This is a genomic window from Modestobacter versicolor, assembly GCF_014195485.1.
Lineage (GTDB): Bacteria > Actinomycetota > Actinomycetes > Mycobacteriales > Geodermatophilaceae > Modestobacter > Modestobacter versicolor.
Genome location: NZ_JACIBU010000001.1, coordinates 172,916 through 188,856, shown reverse-complemented (window position 1 = coordinate 188,856; position 15,941 = coordinate 172,916). Strand labels below are relative to the sequence as shown.

The window sequence follows — 15,941 nt, the reverse complement described above, 5'->3', positions numbered from 1 at the left end:
CCTCCCCTCCGCCGGTCAACGGGGTGCGACGCATCGGAACACGTTGTTCACGAGCGGGCGAGCAGGTCTCCGGCCAGCCGGGCGGCGTGCGGGTGCCCGAAGAGCCCGGGCAGCCCTCCGGAGTGCAGGAACACCGTGCGGTGCCCGGGCCGGATCGTCCCGTCGGCGACCGCGGCGGTGAGCCCGGCCAGCGCCTTGGCGGTGTAGACCGGCTCCAGCACCAGGCCCTCGGTGCGGGCCGCGGTGGTCATCGCCGTGGCGCCGGCCTCGGTGAGCGCGCCGTAGCCGGGGCCGACCTGGTCCCGGCGCAGGTCCAGCCGGCCCGGGGTGGCGCCCAGCGCGGTGGCCAGCGTCGTCACCCGCTCCGCCGGGTCGGGCACCGCGCCGGTGTCCACGCCGAGCACCCGCTCCGCCCCGAGGCCGGCGACCAGCCCGGCCATGGTGCCGCCCGAGCCGACCGCGGCCACCACCGTCCGCAGGTCCGGCAGCTGCTCGGAGAGCTCGGCGGCGCAGGCGAGGTAGCCGCGGGCACCGGTGGCGGTCGACCCGCCCAGCGGCAGCACGGCGGGCACCTCACCGGCGGCTCGCAGCTCGTCCGCCACCGCGGCCACCCGGGCGTCGACGTCCGCACCCGGGGGCACCACCACGACGCGGGCACCGAACAGCTCCTCCAGCGCCAGGTTCCCGGGGCGTGCCGGGTCGGGCTCGCCGCTGAGCACCAGCACCGCCCGCAGGCCGCGCACCGCCGCGGCGGCCGCGGTCATCCGGGCGTGGTTGCTCTGCACCCCGCCGCTGGTCACCAGCACCGTCGCGCCGGCGGCCTCGGCCTCGCCGACCAGGTGCTCGAGCTTGCGCACCTTGTTGCCCCCGGCGAAGGAGGTGAGGTCGTCGCGCTTGACCCACAGGTCGTCCGGCGCCAGGCCGAGCGCGGCGGCCAGCCGGGGCGCGGGGTCGAGCGGGGTGGGCCAGGAGGAGAGGCGCACGGGGGCGGTGGTCACCCGGCGAGCCTGCCAGGTGGTCAGCCCACCTCGAGCAGCGTCAGGTCGCGCACGTAGCTGCCGGTGCCGCGGCGCACCCGGGCCGCGGCGGGGGCGAGCACCACGGCCACCGGGCGGCGGCCGAAGAGCACCGGCTGGGCCCAGCCGCCCCGCGGCAGCGACGGCCGGCGCAGTGCCGACCCCTCGATGCCCAGCACCAGCACCGCGGCCAGCACCGCCATCAGCGCGACCGTGCCGAGCGCCGTCGGCAGCCCGGCGTGCTCGGCGAGGAAGCCGATGACCGGCGGGCCGCCGAGCAGCCCGGTGTAGCCGACGGTGGTGGCCAGCGCGACGCCCGAGGGCCCGCCCAGCGCGCCGGCCCGGGCGATCGCCAGCGGGAAGACGTTGGCCAGGCCGAGCCCGACGAGCACGAAGCCGCCCAGCGCCACCGGCAGGGACGCCGTCGTCACCGCGGTGAGCGCACCGGCGGCGGCCAGCAGCGCGCCACCGACGAGCAGCCGCCGCTCGCCGACGGCCGCCACCAGCCGGCCCCCGGCCAGCCGGCCGGCGGCCATGGCCGAGGAGAAGCCGGCGTAGCCCGCAGCGGCCAGGGCCGGGGCGGCGTGCAGCTGCTCGCGCAGGTGCAGCGCGCCCCAGTCCGACAGCGCACCCTCGCCGTAGGCCGTGGCCCCGGCGACGGCGCCGAGCACGATCAGCACCGCCGTCGGCCGCGGACCGGCGTCGGCCCCGGCGGACCGGCCGGCGGCGGCAGCGCGGGAACCGGCATCGGCCCCCACCAGCACCGGGCCGGCCCAGGCCATCACCACCAGCCCCAGGACGGCGACGGCGGCCAGGTGCGGCTCCACGCCGACCACCGCCGAGGCGAGCCCGCCGACCAGGGCACCGAGCAGCCCGCCGGCGCTGAAGGCCGCGTGCAGCCCGGAGAGCAGCGGCCGGCCGGCCCGGGCCTCGACCTGCACGCCGACGCTGTTGGCGGCGACGTTGACCGCGCCGGTCGCGGCGCCGAAGACGAGCAGCCCGGCGCAGAGGGCCGGGACGCCGGTGGCCAGGCCGGGCAGGACGGCGCAGACGCTGGCGAGCACGCCGGCCAGCGCGGCGGTCAGCCCGGTGCCCAGCCGGCTGCACAGGGCGCCGGTGAGGTGCATGCAGGCCAGCGCACCGAGGGACAGGCACAGCAGGGCGACGCCGAGGGCGGTGTGACCGGCGCCGGTCGCGGCGCTGACGTCGGGGACCCGCGCGGCCCAGCTGCCGAAGACGAAGCCGTCCAGGGCGAACAGGACGGCGACGGCGGCACGCAGCCGGGACAGCGAGGGCGGGGTGGCACGGGCACGGGACAGGACGGAACGCAGCATGGGGACCTTCACGGGGAGGGGACGCGGCCGGCACCGCAGTGCGGTGGGCGGGGGTCGGAGGAGCACACGACCTCGGGCGCTGCCTCCACGGTGCCAGCCGCACGCGAGCCGTGCGGGCCGGGACCGGGTGCGGGGCGCGTGAGTGTGGCCACGGTGCCGTCACGTCCGTCACAGCCGGGCCCGAGCGCCCCTGCGGTTGCCGCAGCCGCCGAGCCCGGAGAGGCTCCGGTGATGACCGGGACCTTCTCCCGCGGACTGGTCGCCGGCGCTGCCGGCACCGCCGCCCTGCACGCCGTCACCTACCTCGACATGGCCCTGCGCGGCCGGCCGGCCAGCACCGTGCCCGAGCAGCTCGTCGACGCCGTAGCCGACGCCACCGGCACCGCGGTGCCCGGCCACGGCTCGACCCGGGACGCCCGCCGGCGGGGGCTGGGCGAGCTCGCCGGCATCGCCAACGGGGTGGGGCTCGGGGTGGTGTTCAGCCTGGTCCGGTCGGCCGGGGTGCGGATGCCGTTCCCGGTCGGCGCGGTCGTGAAGGGCGCCGCGGCGATGGCGGCCACCGACGTCCCGGTCGCCGCCCTCGGGGTCAGCGACCCGCGGAGGTGGTCGCGGGAGGACTGGATCGCCGACGCCGTCCCGCACCTGGCCTACGGCGCGGTCGCGCAGGCGGTGGTCTCCTCGATCCCGACGCCGAAGGAGCGGGTGCTCCCCCGGCAGAAGGCGACCGGCGGCCTGGTCGGCCGGTCGCTGCTGCTGGGCGTCGCCGCCGGCGGCCGGAGCTCGCTGGGCATCGCCGGGCCCACGCTGAGCGCCGCGGACACCGGCGCGGTGAAGAAGCTCGCCTCCCTCGCCTCGCTGGCCGGGGAGCTCTACGCCGACAAGCAGCCGGCCACGCCGGAGCGGACCAGCGCCGGCGCCCTGCCCGCGCGGCTGGCCAGCGGCGCCGGCGGCGGTGCGCTGCTGGCCCGCCGCCAGGGCGCCAACGCCGCCCTTCCGGTGCTCGCCGGGATCGCCGGCTCGGCCGCCGGGTCGTTCGGCGGGCTGGCCTGGCGGAAGTGGGCCGGCGCCCGGGTGCCCGACCTGCAGGCCGCGCTGGTCGAGGACGGCGCGGCGCTGCTGCTCGCCGCGGTGGCCTGCCTGCCCGGCCGGCGCCGCTCGACCCGGCTGACCCTGGTGCCCGCCGGCTGAGGGATCAGCCGCCCCAGGCCGGGTCGCGGCCGGTGAGCCCGAGCGCCCGGTCGAAGGCCGGGGCGTCGGCGGGCACCGGCACCTCGGGTCCGTACCAGCCGCCGTCCCGGCCCATCTGGGCGAGCGGCTGCACGGCGGCGAGCACGGCCGCCCCCAGCTCGGCCGGGACGTCGTAGGGCGCCCCGACCGCCCGGGCCAGGTCCCAGCCGTGCAGCACGAACTCGGCGAGCATCATCGGCCCGACCACCTCCGCGGGCATGGGTGCGGTGCCCATCAGGGTCTCCCCCTCCCAGGCGGCCGGGTCGGCCCAGGCGTCGGCCGCGGTGTCCAGCTCGGCGGGGACGGCGGCCGCCCACTGCTCCACCGGCACGCCGTCCAGGAAGGGCGCCGGGGTGAGGCTGCTCCAGTCGTGCTCGAACGGGGTGCGGGTGGCCGACCGCTGGGAGAGCACGGCCGCCCAGGCCAGGTGGTCGACGAGCGCGCGGACGTCGTAGTCGCGGCACGGGGTGGCCGCGGTGAGCTGGCCGGCGGTGACGGCGCGGAGCGGACCGGCCGCCAGGTCGGAGGCGGCGCGCACCGCGGACGTGGGGGTGAGGGTCTCGGTCATGGCCCCAGCCTGCCCTCGCCGCCGTCCGCGGTCTTGCACTTCCGCGACACAATCCCGGGCGTGGGCGTCCCCGAGCCGGCCGGCGACCCGCGCGGCATCCTGCACGCGCGGGCAGCGGCCGACGCGTTCGCGCTGGGCCGGTACCCGCCCTCGGCCGAGCTGGCGCCGTTCGTGGAGTACCTGTGGTCGGTGCAGTGGGACCGCACCGGGCGGCCGGCGCACGTGCAGCGGATCCTGCCCAACCCCTCGGTGCACCTGTCCTTCGAACCGGCGCTGTCCCGGGTCACCGGGCTGAGCCGGCGCCGGGCGGCGTTCGAGTACCGGCTCACCGGCGCCGGCCGGGTGATCGGCGTCCGGTTCCGCCCCGGCGGGGCCCGGCCGTGGCTGGCTGGCCCCGTGTCGGCGCTCACCGACCGCGAGGCACCGGTGCGCGAGCTGGCGGAGCTGGACGCCGCAGCCCTGAGCGCCGCCGTGCAGGACGCCCCGGACGCCGCCGCCGCGGCCGCCCTGGTCGACGCCGCCCTGGTGCCGCTGCGCCCGGCGCCGGACCCGACCGTCGACCGGGTGGCCGGCCTGGTCGAGCAGGTGCAGCACGATCCGTCGATCCGGCGGGCCGCCGACCTGGCCGAGCTTGCCGGGCTGGGCGTGCGCAGCCTGCAGCGGCTGTGCGCGGAGTGGGTGGGCGTGGGCCCGACCTGGCTGGTGCGGTGCGCCCGGCTGCACGAGGCAGCGGCCCGGGCGTCCGGTGGCCCGGTGGCCTGGGCGGCGCTGGCCACCGAGCTCGGGTACGCCGACCAGTCGCACCTGGTGCGCGACTTCGCCCGGGTCGTCGGCGAGCCACCGGCCCGCTACGCCCGGGCTGCGGCCGGTCAGCCGACGAAGCCCGAGCGGTAGGCCAGCACGACCGCCTGGGTGCGGTCCCGGGTGCCGGTCTTGGCCAGCACGGCGGCCACGTGGCTGCGCACGGTCTCCACGCCCAGCACCAGCCGCTCGGCGATCTCGGCGTTGCTCAGCCCCTCGGCCATCAGCCGGAGCACCTCCTGCTCGCGGGCGGTGAGCCGGTCCAGCCCGGGGGCGCCGGCCGGGTCCGGGGCCCGGACGTGCCGCCGGGCCAGCTCGCGCACCGCGTCGGGGAAGAGCAGCGACTCCCCGCGGGCGACGGTGCGGATGCCGTGCAGCAGCTCCTCCGGCGACGAGCGCTTGAGCAGGAACCCGTCGGCCCCCGCGGCGAGCGCCTCGACGACGTGGTCGTCGTTGGCGAAGGTGGTCAGCACCAGCACCCGGGCGGCCGACCCGGCCCGGACCAGGGCGCGGGTGGCGGCGATCCCGTCGACGCCGGGCATCCGCACGTCCATCAGCACGACGTCGGGCGCGGTGCGGCCCACCAGGTCCAGCACGTCGGCGCCGTCGCCGGCCTCGCCGACGACGAGCAGGTCGTCCTCGCTGCGCAGCACCGCGGCCAGCCCGCTGCGGATCAGCGGCTCGTCGTCCACCAGGGCCACCCGGATCGTCAACGCGCCGCCCCCCGCGCGTGCACCGGGAGCCGTGCGGCGAGCTGCCACCGGCCGTCGCCGTCCGGGCCGCTGGTGACGCTGCCCCGGAGGTCGCGGACGCGCTCGGTCACCCCGAGCAGGCCGCGCCCGCCGCCGGTCTCCCCCACGACCGCGCCGGCCGTGCTGTTGGTCAGCCGGAGCACCAGGTCGCTGCCGCCGGCGTCCACCTGCACCGCGCAGCCGGCGCCCGGGGCGTGCCGCAGCACGTTGGTGAGCCCCTCCTGGACGATCCGGTAGGCCTCCCGGGAGACCACCGCCGGCAGGGCGTCCACCGCTCCGCTGACCTGCACGGTCACCGCGGCCCCGGCGGCGCGGGCGGTGGCGACCAGGGCGTCGAGGTCGCGCAGGTCCGGGGCCGGGGCGACCGCGCCGGGCCCGGCCTCCTCCTCGCGGAGCAGACCCAGCACGTGGTCCAGGTCGACGAGCGCGCGGCGGGTGGCGTCCTCGGTGGCCCGGATCGCCTGCTCGGCCGCGGCCGGGTCGCGCACCAGCAGCCGGCGGGCGGCGCCGGCCTGCACGCTGGCCAGGCTGAGCGCGTGCCCGACGCTGTCGTGCAGCTCGCGGGCCAGCCGGTCGCGGCCGGTCAGCACCGACACCGACGCCTCGGCGGCGGCCAGCCGCTCGGCCGCCGGGCCGGCGAGCAGCCGGGGCGCCAGCGCGGCCAGCCCCCGGCCGAGCAGCTCCCCGCCGACGACGCCGAGCAGGAGCACGCCGACGGCGAGCAGCAGCCGGAGCGGCCACGGCCCGGGGCTCGCCCAGGAGAGCAGGTCCACTCCCCCACCGCCGTCCGGCTCGACCAGGACCAGCACCGCGGACGGGAACCCGATGACGAGCAGCGCTCCCGCGGCCGAGCCGGCCAGCACGTGCAGCGCCAGCAGCAGCGCGGTGCGGCTCCGCTGCCGCCAGGTGGTGGCCGGGCCCGGGCGCTCGGTGTACCCCGGGGCGAGCAGCCCGCCGACGGCCACCGCCTCCACCGGCCGGACCTCGCCCAGCGCGCCGATCGCCAGCACCGGAGCGCCGACCAGCAGCAGCACCAGCAGCCCGGCGACCACGGGCGGCAGGCCCGCGGTGGCGAGCGCCTCCGCGGGCCAGGCCAGCACGAGCCCGACCGAGATGCCGAGCGCCCCGCCGATCAGCAGGTACAGCCAGCGCAGCAGCGACCGGCGGACCGCAGCCCCCCGCGCCGCGTGTGCCACCGCGCCATCCTGGCCGCCGCCGTCCGGTCCGGGAAGACCGGACCGGACGGCGGTCTCAGGCACCGACCGGCCGGGCCGGCTCGCCCCGCCCGCAGCTGCGGCAGGTGCCGCGGCGGCGGAGGGCGTAGCCGGTGACCGCGGCCGCCAGCGCCAGCCCCCAGGGCAGGGTCGGGAAGACCAGCAGCATCAGCCAGCCCATCGGGTCCTCGTCCCCGATCCCCTCGACGGCGAGCGCCACCATCCCGGGGGTCGACACCAGCAGCACGGTGGCGACCAGCCCGCCGGCGAGGACGGGCACGGCGACCGGCACCGGGCGGCCGCGGAGCACCGGCACCCAACCGGGCCAGACCTCGCCCCACGGGCGGACCAGCCCGGCGGTCAGCACGGCGCCGCCCAGCGCGGCGAACCCGAGCCCGAGGCCGAACAGCCGCATCGCCGGCTCCAGGTCGCCGCCCTCGGGCATGCCCAGCGGCCACGGGGTCAGCCAGGTCATCCTGACCAGCGCGTAGGGCAGCGGGCCGGCGACGGCTGTCCAGGTGGCGATCCGGCTCCACCGGCGGACGGCGTCCGGCTCGGTCCACCGGGCGCCGGGCCGGCCGCACGCGCGGCAGCGCCCGGTGGCCGCACGCCGCAGCAGCACCGCGGCGGTGCCGAACAGCGCGGCACCGACGAGCACCAGCCCCAGGTGGGCCGGCGGGCCGGCATGGCGGGCGAAGCCGTCGCCCAGCTCACCGGCCAGCCGGCCGACGGTGCCGGGGCGCAGCACCCCGGAGGCGACGCCCGCCACGACGAGGGCCAGCACGCCCAGCAGCCACGGCCGGGCCCGCCGGGCGCGCACCGCACCGACGAGGAAGACGACCAGGAAGGCGGCCGGGCCGACGATCGCGCAGAGGTAGCCGAGCAGGGTCAGCACGCCGACGTCGGCGGAGACCACCAGCAGCAGCCCGGTCTGGACCGCCAGCGCGCCGGCGACCGCCCGGGACGCCGGGCGCCGGGTGGCCAGGGCGGCGAGCAGCAGGCCGGCCGCGGCCAGCCCGATCAGCGCCCACGCCGACGGGACGCGGTGCAGCACGGCGAGGAGGCCCACCCGCCCGTCGTCGTCGAAGCCGGGCCAGCTGCCCGGGTCGAGCAGCCAGCGCAGCGCGATCAGCAGCTGCGCGAGGCTCCAGCCGGCCGCGCCCAGCAGCAATCGCTGCACGGTGCGGGACGGGGGTGCAGCCGTGGTGCGGGGTGGTGCCTCGGGCGTGGGGGTGACGGTCACCGCGGACCTCCGGAGGTGCGGCCCGGGCCGGTCCCGGGGGCACGTCCAGCCTCGGGGCGGCGGCGGCGCCGGGGCTCCCCCGCGCGGGGGAACCGTCTCCGCCGGGCGGGGGGGCTACCCGGCCGCCGCGTCGGCCGCGGCGAGCAGCCAGCCGGGTCCGGTGACCCGCGCGGTGGCCGGCAGCCGGTCGCGCAGGCCGCGGTCGGAGGTGACCACCAGCAGGGCGTCGCCGCCGTCGGCCAACTCGGCGGCGACAGCGGCCAGCGCGTCGTCGCCGTTGCCCTCGGCCCGGACCACGCGCACGCCGGGTGGTGCCGCGACGTGCCGGGCCCGGCCCTCCACGACCGCCACGAGAGCGCCGACGGAGACGGTGGCGCCGTCCGGCCCGGTGAACTCGGTGCCGAGCAGCGGTGCCAGCCGGTCGAGCAGCCGGGTGGTGGCCCCGGCGCGGTCGCGCCACCAGCCGTCGGGCCGCGAGCCGACGGCGTTGGCGACGTCGACCAGCACGACGGTCACCGGGTCAGCGGCGCCGCGAGGAGCTGAGGACGGCGGTCCCGATGAAGAAGAGCAGGCCGACGACGGCGAGCCAGAACAGGCCCTTGACCACCCAGCCGACCACGATCAGGACCAGCCAGACGGCGAGCAGCAGGAGGAGGAAGCGGGCCACGGTCCGACCGTAGCGGGCGGTCAGCTGCCCTCGGCGGCGCCCAGCCGCCAGTAGCCCATGAAGGCCACCGAGGTGCGCGGGACGCCGAGGTCGCGGACCAGCCGGCGGCGCAGCTTCTTGACCATCCCGGCCTCACCGGCGAGCCAGGCGTAGCAGCCGTCGGCGCCGGCCTCGGGGACCTCCCAGAGGATGCCGCCGTCGAGGTCGACGTCCTCGGGCTCGACGCCGGCGGCCGGTGCCGCGACGCCCAGCTCGCAGAGCGCGGCGTGCACCGCCGGGCCGAGGGCCTCGCCGCGGGCGCGCCGGCCGCGCACCAGCCAGCGGACCTCGACACCGGCCGGGACGACGAGGGACAGCACGTCGCCGGCGTCGGGGACCTCCAGCACGGCCACGGTGCGCCGGCCCGCGGGCAGCGCCTCGACGATGGCGCTGATCGCCGGGACCGCGGTCTCGTCGCCGGCGAGGAACAGCGTGCCCTCGGCCGGCGGGGCCCACTCGACGCCCCAGGCGCGGCCGGTGCCGGGGCGGTCGGGGCCGAGCACGACGACCGGGTCGCCGACGACCGCGGCGGCTGCCCAGCCGGCGGCGGGGCCGGGGTGGCCGTCGTCGACGCCGTGCAGCACGACGTCGACGACGATCTCGCCGAGCTGCGGGCGGGCGTCGCGGACGGTGTAGGTGCGCAGGTACGGGCGGCGATCGTCGGGGAGGGCGCAGTAGTCCTGGTACCAGCCGGGGCCGTCGGTGAGCAGGTCGCCGACCGGGGCGCCGTCGCGGGAGAGGACCAGCTTGATCCGCTGGTCGGCCCCGCCGGCGCCGAAGCCGGTGAGCTCGGGGCCGGCGAAGGTGAGCCGGAGGAAGCTGGGGCTCAGCCGCTGCACGCGGGCGACGGTGGCGGAGAAGAACCGGTACTCCGGCGCGGACACCGGCTGCTGGACGGGAAGCGCCGCCGCGGGCCGTTCGGTGGTGGCCGTCGTCATCGCTCGTCTCCCGGTGCTCGTCCTGCCGGCTCCAGCGGGGACCGACCTTGGTGAGGCTAGCCTAACCAGGCCCGGGAACGGAACGGCCGGCCGGAGATCTCCCCGCGGCCACCTCCGCGCAGATGCGCTCGACGACCGTGTCCCGGCGGCCCTGCCGGCGGAACCGGTCGCGGACGACCGCCGAGCTGGGCGGAGGCGCGACCCGGAGGTCGTCAGTCACCGACCGGCGGGGGCCAGCGCGGCGGCGGTGGCGGTCTCGACCAGCCGGCAGAGGCCGTTGACCAGGCGCAGCTGCTCGGGGGTCTGCACCGGCGAGGTGAGCAGCGCCGGGCTGCCGACCAGGTAGGCGACCGTCTTGGCCCGGGACAGCGCCACGTTGAGCCGGTGCCGGTCGAGCAGGAAGTCCAGCCGCCGGGGCACGTGCGCACCGCTGGACGCCGCCAGCGTGAACACGGCGACCGCGGCCTCGCGGCCCTGGAACTTGTCGACCGTGCCCACCTCCACCCCGCCCAGCCCGACCGCGGCCAGCGCACCCCGCACCTGGTTCACCTGCGCGTTGTACGGCGTCACGACCAGCACGTCGGACGGCCGCATGACCGCCTCCACCCCGGCGCTGCGCCAGCTGCAGCCCATCAGGTCGGTGATCAGCGCGGCGACCACGGCGGCCTCCTCCGCGGACGCCGACCCGTTGCCCTCGTGCACCACCGGCACCCAGCCGATGCCGGCCGGCGCGGCCCAGCGCGCGGGAACGTCGACGGCGTTGCCCGCGGTCACCGGCGCGGGCTGCAGCTCGCCGCGGTAGGAGAGCTCGGAGACCACCCGGCACAGCGCCGGGGCCATCCGCCAGCTGCGGTCGAGGAAGACGCCGCGGTCGTCGGTGAGCACCTCGTCGTCGCCGAGCACGTGCTGCAGCGCCGAGACGTCGGCGCCGTCGGGGTGGATGCCGCGGCCGGGCTGGCGCAGCTGCTGCGGGTCGCCGAGCAGCACCAGGTTCGCCGCCGCGCGGCTGACCGCCAGGGTGTTCGCCAGCGACAGCTGGCCGGCCTCGTCTACGACCAGCACGTCGAGCCGCCCGGCCAGGTCGGGCCGGGCGAACAGCCAGGAGGTGCCGGCCACCAGGTCGACGTCGCCGCCGTCGAGGGCGTCGACGACCTGCCCGTTGCTGCCCACGCACTGCACGTCGGCGTCGCTGCACCGCTGCAGGTCGTCGGCCTTCTGCAGGGCGCGGACGGGCACGCCCGCCTCACGGGCCGCGGCCATCACCGCGTCGAGCAGGTTGCCGATCACCTTGTGGCTGGAGGCGGTCAGCCCCACCCGCTTGCCGGCGCGGACCAGGTCGACGACGGCCCGGGCACCGGTGTAGGTCTTGCCCGCCCCGGGCGGGCCCTGCACGGCGAGGACCCCACCGTCGAGCCGGCCGGCCAGCCGACGGACGGCTTCGGCGGCCCCCTCGCCCGGGAGCCGCAGCGCGGTGCCGGCGGCGAGCCGTGGTGGCCGGCGCAGCAGCAGGTCGCGGGCCGCCCGCCACGGACCGGGCCCGTCGACCCCGCAGCCGGCCACCTGCTCGCCGAGGTCGTGCAGCGCCGCCCGGAACAGCCTGTCGCTCGGCGGCGACGTGGGCAGCAGCCCGGTCGGGTGGTCGTGCGGTGAGCTGCTGCCGCGGGAGAGCACCACCCAGCCGGCCGTGGGGTCGACCTCCACCACCGAGCTGGTGATCCGGGTGCCGTCGGCGGCGGGCAGCAGGTGCTCGAACCGGCTGCCGGCCGACACCTTGGTCTCCTGCGGCGGGAAGCGGTACCGCCAGTGCTGGGACCGCTTGTCCGCACCGACCAGCTCCGGCCCCTCCAGCGGACCGAGGGCGGCGGTCTCCCGCTCGAGCTCGTCGGCCGGCAGGTCGCGCAGCCGGAAGTACTCCCACCACGCCGACCGCGCCTCGCGGGCGTGCCAGCCCAGCTGCTGGGCGAGCAGCCAGGTCGCCTCCTGCTCGGGCGTGCGACCGGTGTCGGGCAGGTCGGCGACCAGCCGCTGCTCGAGCTCCTCGCGCAGCCCCTGGGCCGCGGCGTTCTCCGCGGAGCCGTCCGGGTCGCCGTCCTCGGGCCGGCGCAGCAGCGCGCCGGACGCGAGCAGCTCGGTGCGCCGCCCCTCCAGCCAGTCGCGCAGCTCGCGGGTGGAGACGCAGTCGTCGCGGTTGTAGGCCTCGATCTGGTCCAGCAGGGCCTGGTCGCGGGTGGCCAGCCATCGCTCGAAGGCGACGATGCTCTCGCCCGCGTCGGAGACCTCCTCGTCGTGGGCCCGGGTGTGGCCGCGGTAGAAGTCCTCGACCTGCTTGATGGAGTACGACGCCTTGCTCAGCCGCAGCCCCTGGCGGACCACCGCGTACAGGTCGACCAGCACGTCGGCCCGGAGCAGCCGGTCGACCTCGGCCTCGCGGGTCTGGAGCCGCGCGGAGAGCGTCTTGAGCCGGGTCGGCTCGTACGGCGCGTAGTGGAAGACGTGCATCGACGGGTCGGCGGCGTGCACCGCGCTCAGGTGGTCGACGAGGGCCTCGAACGCGGCCCGCTCGGCCGCGGACTGGTCGGCGGCCGCCGGGTCGCAGCCCCAGAAGGCGGTGAACTCCCCGGCGGTGTCCAGCACGCCCCAGAGGTACTCGAGGCCCGCGTCGCCGGCGAACGGGTCGCCCTCGATGTCGAAGAACAGGTCGCCCCGGCTGGGCGGGGGCAGCAGCTCGAAGCCCCGGCCGTGCTCGCGGGGCAGGAACTCGTAGGAGGGGGCGCCGGTCACCCGCTCGGCGAGCTGGAGCCGCGCCTGCTGGGTGAGCCGCTCCCGGGAGGTGCGGCCGACCGCGTCGGGCAGCTCCTCGGGACGGCGGGCGGCCAGCTCGGCGACCGTGGTGATGCCGGCCTCGGCCAGCGCGGTGGCGTGGTCGCGGCGCATGAAGGCGACCAGCGACAGCGAGTCCTCCTCCTCCCAGCGGGCCGTGCAGGTCTCCCGCCAGGGGCACACGCCGCAGTGCGCGTTGGGGTAGGGCGCGGCCAGCTCGCCGTCGGCCAGCCGCTGCTGGAAGCGGTCGCGGGCCGCCCGGGCGTAGGCCTCGGCGTCGGAGTAGCGGAACACCAGCTCCTGCTGGTCGCCGGTGACCACGGTGAGCAGCTCCGGGGGCACGCCCTGGAGGCCGGCCAGGAGGTCGCCGTAGAGCGCCATCTGCAGCAGCGCCGGGACCTTGATCCGCCGGGCGAGCTTGGTGTCGGCGACGTCGTAGGCCCACGGGCCGAGGTCGCTGGCCCGGTCGGTGCGCTTGAGCAGGAAGTCGGCGTGCCCGCGCCACGTGCCGTCGAAGAAGGTGGCCTGGTAGACGACATCGGCGCCGGCCCGCATCGCGGCGAGGGTGTCGGCCTGGGCGCGGCGCAGCCCGGCGGCGTCCTTGCCGGTCGGTGCGTCGATCTCGACGACCGACAGCCCGCGGTCGCGCAGCCGCTGGACGTGCCGGGCCTCGTGGTCGATGCCGTGCTGGGCGACCAGCTGGGTCATCGGGTCGACCGCCGCGGGCCGGGACCGGAGGCCCCGGGCGACCTCGAGGGAGAGCCGGGTGAGGTGCTCGCACTCCAGGAAGCCGGTCAGGTCGCTGGCGCTGACGACCAGTGCGGCGTCGGACTCGTACACGCTGCCCCCTGTCCCGACCCCCGGTGGAGGAGCCGCAGCCGACCGTACGGCGGGGGTCCGACGGTTCCGGGCCCTCCCCCGCCGCCGGTCCGGGCGGGCTGCACCGGGTGGCACACGACCCGTGTGCACATCGGCACATCGCCTCGTGCACCCCGGCCGGAAGCACACCTACGACCCCCGGCGGGCGGCCGGGGCAGCCGTTTCGCCACGGATGCGTCCCGGTAGGAATCAGCTGTGCCGGCGACGCTGAACTCCGTCGCGGTGGCCGCTGGGGTCAGCACCAGCACAGCCAGCCGCGCCCTCTCCGGGCACCCGAGCGTCCTGCCCACGACCCGGGCCCGGGTGGAGGCGGCCGCCGCCGCGCTGCGCTACCAGCCGAACCGGACCGCCAGCGCGCTGCGCACCCGGCGCACCGGGCTGCTCGGGCTGGTGGTCAACAACCTGCGGACGGCGACCTTCCACACGATCGCCGAGACGCTGCAGTCCTGGGCCGGCGACCACGACTACCAGGTGCTGGTCTGCACCACCGGCGGCAACCCCGACCGCGAGGCCGACTTCCTGCGGTCGGTGCGCGCCCACCACTTCGACGGCGTGGTGGTGGCCGGGTCCGGCGCCAACACCGACCTGGTGAACGGGCTGGTGGAGGACGGCCGCGCCGTGGTGACGATGAACCGCGAGGTGCCCGGGTCGCTGGCCCCGTCGGTCATGTCGGCCTACGAGCAGGCCGCCCGGCTCGCCACCGAGCACCTGATCGGGCTCGGGCACGTGCGCATCGGGGTGATCGGCGGCCCGCCGGAGGTGACCTCCGGCCGGCTGCACCACGCCGGCTTCACCGCCGCGATGGCCGCCGCGGGGCTCCCCGTCGACCCGGACCTCGTCCACCGCGGCCCGTTCACCCCCGACGTCGGCCAGGCCGCGGCGAAGGAGCTGATGGCCCATCCCGAGCCGCCGACCGCGCTGCTGGTGAGCAACCACGAGGCGTCCTTCGGTGCGCTGCCCGCGCTGGGCGAGCGGGGGCTGGAGGTGCCCGGTGAGCTGTCGGTGGTCTGCACCGAGGACGAGCCGTTCTACAGCTGGTGGTCGCCACCGCTGACCACGGTCGACAACCGGGCTGCGCTGCAGGCGCAGCGGGCGGCGGCCCTGCTGCTCGCCCAGCTCACCGGCGCGGGCGTCGACGAGCCGGTGCGGCGGGCGGAGCTGGTGGAGCCGCTGCTCGTCGTCCGCGGCTCCACCGCGCCGCCGCGGGTCAGCTGACCCGCTCGAACACCGCGGCGAGCCCCTGGCCGCCGCCGATGCACATCGTCTCCAGGCCGTAGCGCGCCTCGCGGCGGCGCATCTCGTGCGCGAGGGTGGCCAGGATGCGGGCACCCGTGGCGCCGACGGGGTGGCCGAGGGAGATGCCCGACCCGTTGACGTTCACCCGGTCGCGGTCCTCGCCCTCCAGGCCCCACTCGCCGAGGCAGGCGAGGACCTGGCTGGCGAAGGCCTCGTTGAGCTCGATGAGGTCCATGTCGGACAGCTGCAGGCCGGTCCGCTCGAGCACCGCGGCGGTGGCCGGCACCGGGCCGATGCCCATGGTCTCCGGCGGCACGCCCGCCACCGACCAGCCGACCAGCCGCACCATCGGCTCCCAGCCGCGGCGCTCGGCCTCGTCGCGGGTGGTGACGAGGCAGACCGCGGCGCCGTCGTTCTGCCCGGAGGCGTTGCCGGCGGTCACCGTCGCCTCGGGGTCGACCGCGCCCATGACCGGGCGCAGCTTGGCGAGGTCCTCGATGGTGGTCTCCGGGCGGGGGTGCTCGTCCTCGGTGACCAGCCGGGCCGGGGTCTTCCGGGTGGCTGGCACCTCGACGCCGATGATCTCGTCGGCGAAGCGCCCCTCGCGGATCGCCGCGCCCGCGGCCTGCTGCGAGCGCAGCGCCCAGGCGTCCTGCTCCAGCCGGTCGATCTTGTACTCCCGGCGCACGTTCTCCGCCGTCTCCAGCATGCCGCCGGGCACCGGGTGGTGGATGCCGCCGGCGGTCTCCCGGGCGCGGGCCAGCCGGTCGTGCAGCATGACGCCGTCGCCCTTGGCGCCGGTGCGCAGCCCCAGCGCGTAGTGCTCGACGTTGCTCATCGACTCCACGCCACCGGCGACGACGACCTTCCCGGCACCGGCGGCGACCTGCATCGCGGCGTAGATCACCGCCTGCAGCCCGGAGCCGCAGCGCCGGTCGATCTGCAGCCCGGGCACCTGCACGCCGAGCCCGGCGTCCAGGGCGGCGATCCGCCCGATGGCCGGGTTCTCCCCGCTCGGGCTGCAGTTGCCGAGGATGACGTCGTCGACCTCGCCCTCACCGAGCCCGGTGCGCTCGGCCAGCCCGCGGAGCGCGGCGGCGGCCAGCTGGTTGGCGCTCAACCCGGCGAAGACCCCGCCGAAGCGGCCGACCGGGGTGCGCAGCGGGGAGCAGATGACGACGTCGTCCATGCCCCAACTCTGCCACCG

General features: G+C 77.8%; 14 protein-coding genes. 3 read left to right on the top strand and 11 right to left on the bottom strand.

Annotated elements, in window-relative coordinates; all coding sequences use genetic code 11:
- Window positions 1–47 precede the first annotated feature (47 nt).
- A complete protein-coding gene (locus FHX36_RS00865; protein ID WP_343056541.1) occupies window positions 48–998 on the bottom strand; it encodes a pyridoxal-phosphate dependent enzyme in 951 nt (316 codons plus the stop codon).
- Between the two features lie 20 nt (window positions 999–1,018).
- On the bottom strand, window positions 1,019–2,350 hold the full coding sequence (locus FHX36_RS00860) for an MFS transporter (RefSeq protein WP_183513425.1): 1,332 nt from the start codon (window positions 2,348–2,350) through the stop codon (window positions 1,019–1,021).
- A 231-nt stretch (window positions 2,351–2,581) separates the two neighbouring features.
- Here FHX36_RS00860 and FHX36_RS00855 point away from each other — a divergent pair, with 231 nt between their 5' ends.
- Window positions 2,582–3,538 (top strand): hypothetical protein, encoded by a 957-nt coding sequence (locus FHX36_RS00855; protein ID WP_183513424.1) that lies wholly within the window; start codon window positions 2,582–2,584, stop codon window positions 3,536–3,538.
- 4 nt (window positions 3,539–3,542) lie between these two features.
- Here FHX36_RS00855 and FHX36_RS00850 read toward each other — a convergent pair whose 3' ends face one another.
- Window positions 3,543–4,145, bottom strand: a complete 603-nt coding sequence (locus FHX36_RS00850; protein ID WP_110554450.1) for a TIGR03086 family metal-binding protein — start codon at window positions 4,143–4,145, stop codon at window positions 3,543–3,545.
- 60 nt (window positions 4,146–4,205) lie between these two features.
- Between FHX36_RS00850 and FHX36_RS00845 the strand changes: the two genes are divergently transcribed.
- Entirely contained in the window at window positions 4,206–5,039 is an 834-nt protein-coding gene (locus FHX36_RS00845) for a DUF6597 domain-containing transcriptional factor (protein ID WP_221202734.1), read from the top strand.
- Here FHX36_RS00845 and FHX36_RS00840 read toward each other — a convergent pair.
- From FHX36_RS00840 to FHX36_RS00810, 7 genes are all read right to left on the bottom strand, one after another.
- Complete coding sequence (locus FHX36_RS00840) at window positions 5,015–5,638, bottom strand: response regulator (RefSeq protein WP_258373069.1); 624 nt, start codon at window positions 5,636–5,638, stop codon at window positions 5,015–5,017. The two genes, FHX36_RS00845 and FHX36_RS00840, sit on opposite strands and share 25 nt — an antisense overlap.
- Window positions 5,639–5,655: 17 nt before the next feature.
- Window positions 5,656–6,894: a sensor histidine kinase gene (locus FHX36_RS23735; protein ID WP_110554301.1), complete on the bottom strand. Its 1,239-nt coding sequence runs from the start codon at window positions 6,892–6,894 to the stop codon at window positions 5,656–5,658.
- A 55-nt stretch (window positions 6,895–6,949) separates the two neighbouring features.
- Window positions 6,950–8,155: a hypothetical protein gene (locus tag FHX36_RS00830; protein ID WP_183513423.1), complete on the bottom strand. Its 1,206-nt coding sequence runs from the start codon at window positions 8,153–8,155 to the stop codon at window positions 6,950–6,952.
- 114 nt (window positions 8,156–8,269) lie between these two features.
- Window positions 8,270–8,671 (bottom strand): hypothetical protein, encoded by a 402-nt coding sequence (locus tag FHX36_RS00825; protein ID WP_183513422.1) that lies wholly within the window; start codon window positions 8,669–8,671, stop codon window positions 8,270–8,272.
- A gap of 4 nt (window positions 8,672–8,675) precedes the next feature.
- Entirely contained in the window at window positions 8,676–8,822 is a 147-nt protein-coding gene (locus FHX36_RS00820) for a hypothetical protein (RefSeq protein WP_181428978.1), read from the bottom strand.
- Between the two features lie 20 nt (window positions 8,823–8,842).
- A complete protein-coding gene (locus tag FHX36_RS00815) occupies window positions 8,843–9,799 on the bottom strand; it encodes a siderophore-interacting protein (protein ID WP_183513420.1) in 957 nt (318 codons plus the stop codon).
- 216 nt (window positions 9,800–10,015) lie between these two features.
- Window positions 10,016–13,459, bottom strand: a complete 3,444-nt coding sequence (locus FHX36_RS00810) for a TM0106 family RecB-like putative nuclease (protein ID WP_183513419.1) — start codon at window positions 13,457–13,459, stop codon at window positions 10,016–10,018.
- Between the two features lie 234 nt (window positions 13,460–13,693).
- On the opposite strand from FHX36_RS00810, the gene FHX36_RS00805 reads away from it, so the two are divergent.
- Window positions 13,694–14,713 carry a LacI family DNA-binding transcriptional regulator gene (locus tag FHX36_RS00805; protein ID WP_110551428.1) on the top strand — a complete coding sequence of 340 codons (1,020 nt, stop codon included), beginning with the start codon at window positions 13,694–13,696 and terminating at the stop codon, window positions 14,711–14,713.
- Here FHX36_RS00805 and FHX36_RS00800 read toward each other — a convergent pair.
- Complete coding sequence (locus FHX36_RS00800; RefSeq protein WP_110551429.1) at window positions 14,706–15,923, bottom strand: acetyl-CoA C-acetyltransferase; 1,218 nt, start codon at window positions 15,921–15,923, stop codon at window positions 14,706–14,708. The two genes, FHX36_RS00805 and FHX36_RS00800, sit on opposite strands and share 8 nt — an antisense overlap.
- Between the last annotated feature and the right edge of the window lie 18 nt (window positions 15,924–15,941).

Bases quoted from the DNA above. Each gene is read 5' to 3' on its own strand.
- FHX36_RS00860 (WP_183513425.1), bottom strand. From the start codon at position 2,350: ATGCTGCGTTCCGTCCTGTCCCGTGCCCGTGCCACCCCGCCCTCGCTG.
- FHX36_RS00855 (WP_183513424.1), top strand. From the start codon at position 2,582: ATGACCGGGACCTTCTCCCGCGGACTGGTCGCCGGCGCTGCCGGCACC.
- FHX36_RS00850 (WP_110554450.1), bottom strand. From the start codon at position 4,145: ATGACCGAGACCCTCACCCCCACGTCCGCGGTGCGCGCCGCCTCCGAC.
- FHX36_RS00815 (WP_183513420.1), bottom strand. From the start codon at position 9,799: ATGACGACGGCCACCACCGAACGGCCCGCGGCGGCGCTTCCCGTCCAG.
- FHX36_RS00800 (WP_110551429.1), bottom strand. From the start codon at position 15,923: ATGGACGACGTCGTCATCTGCTCCCCGCTGCGCACCCCGGTCGGCCGC.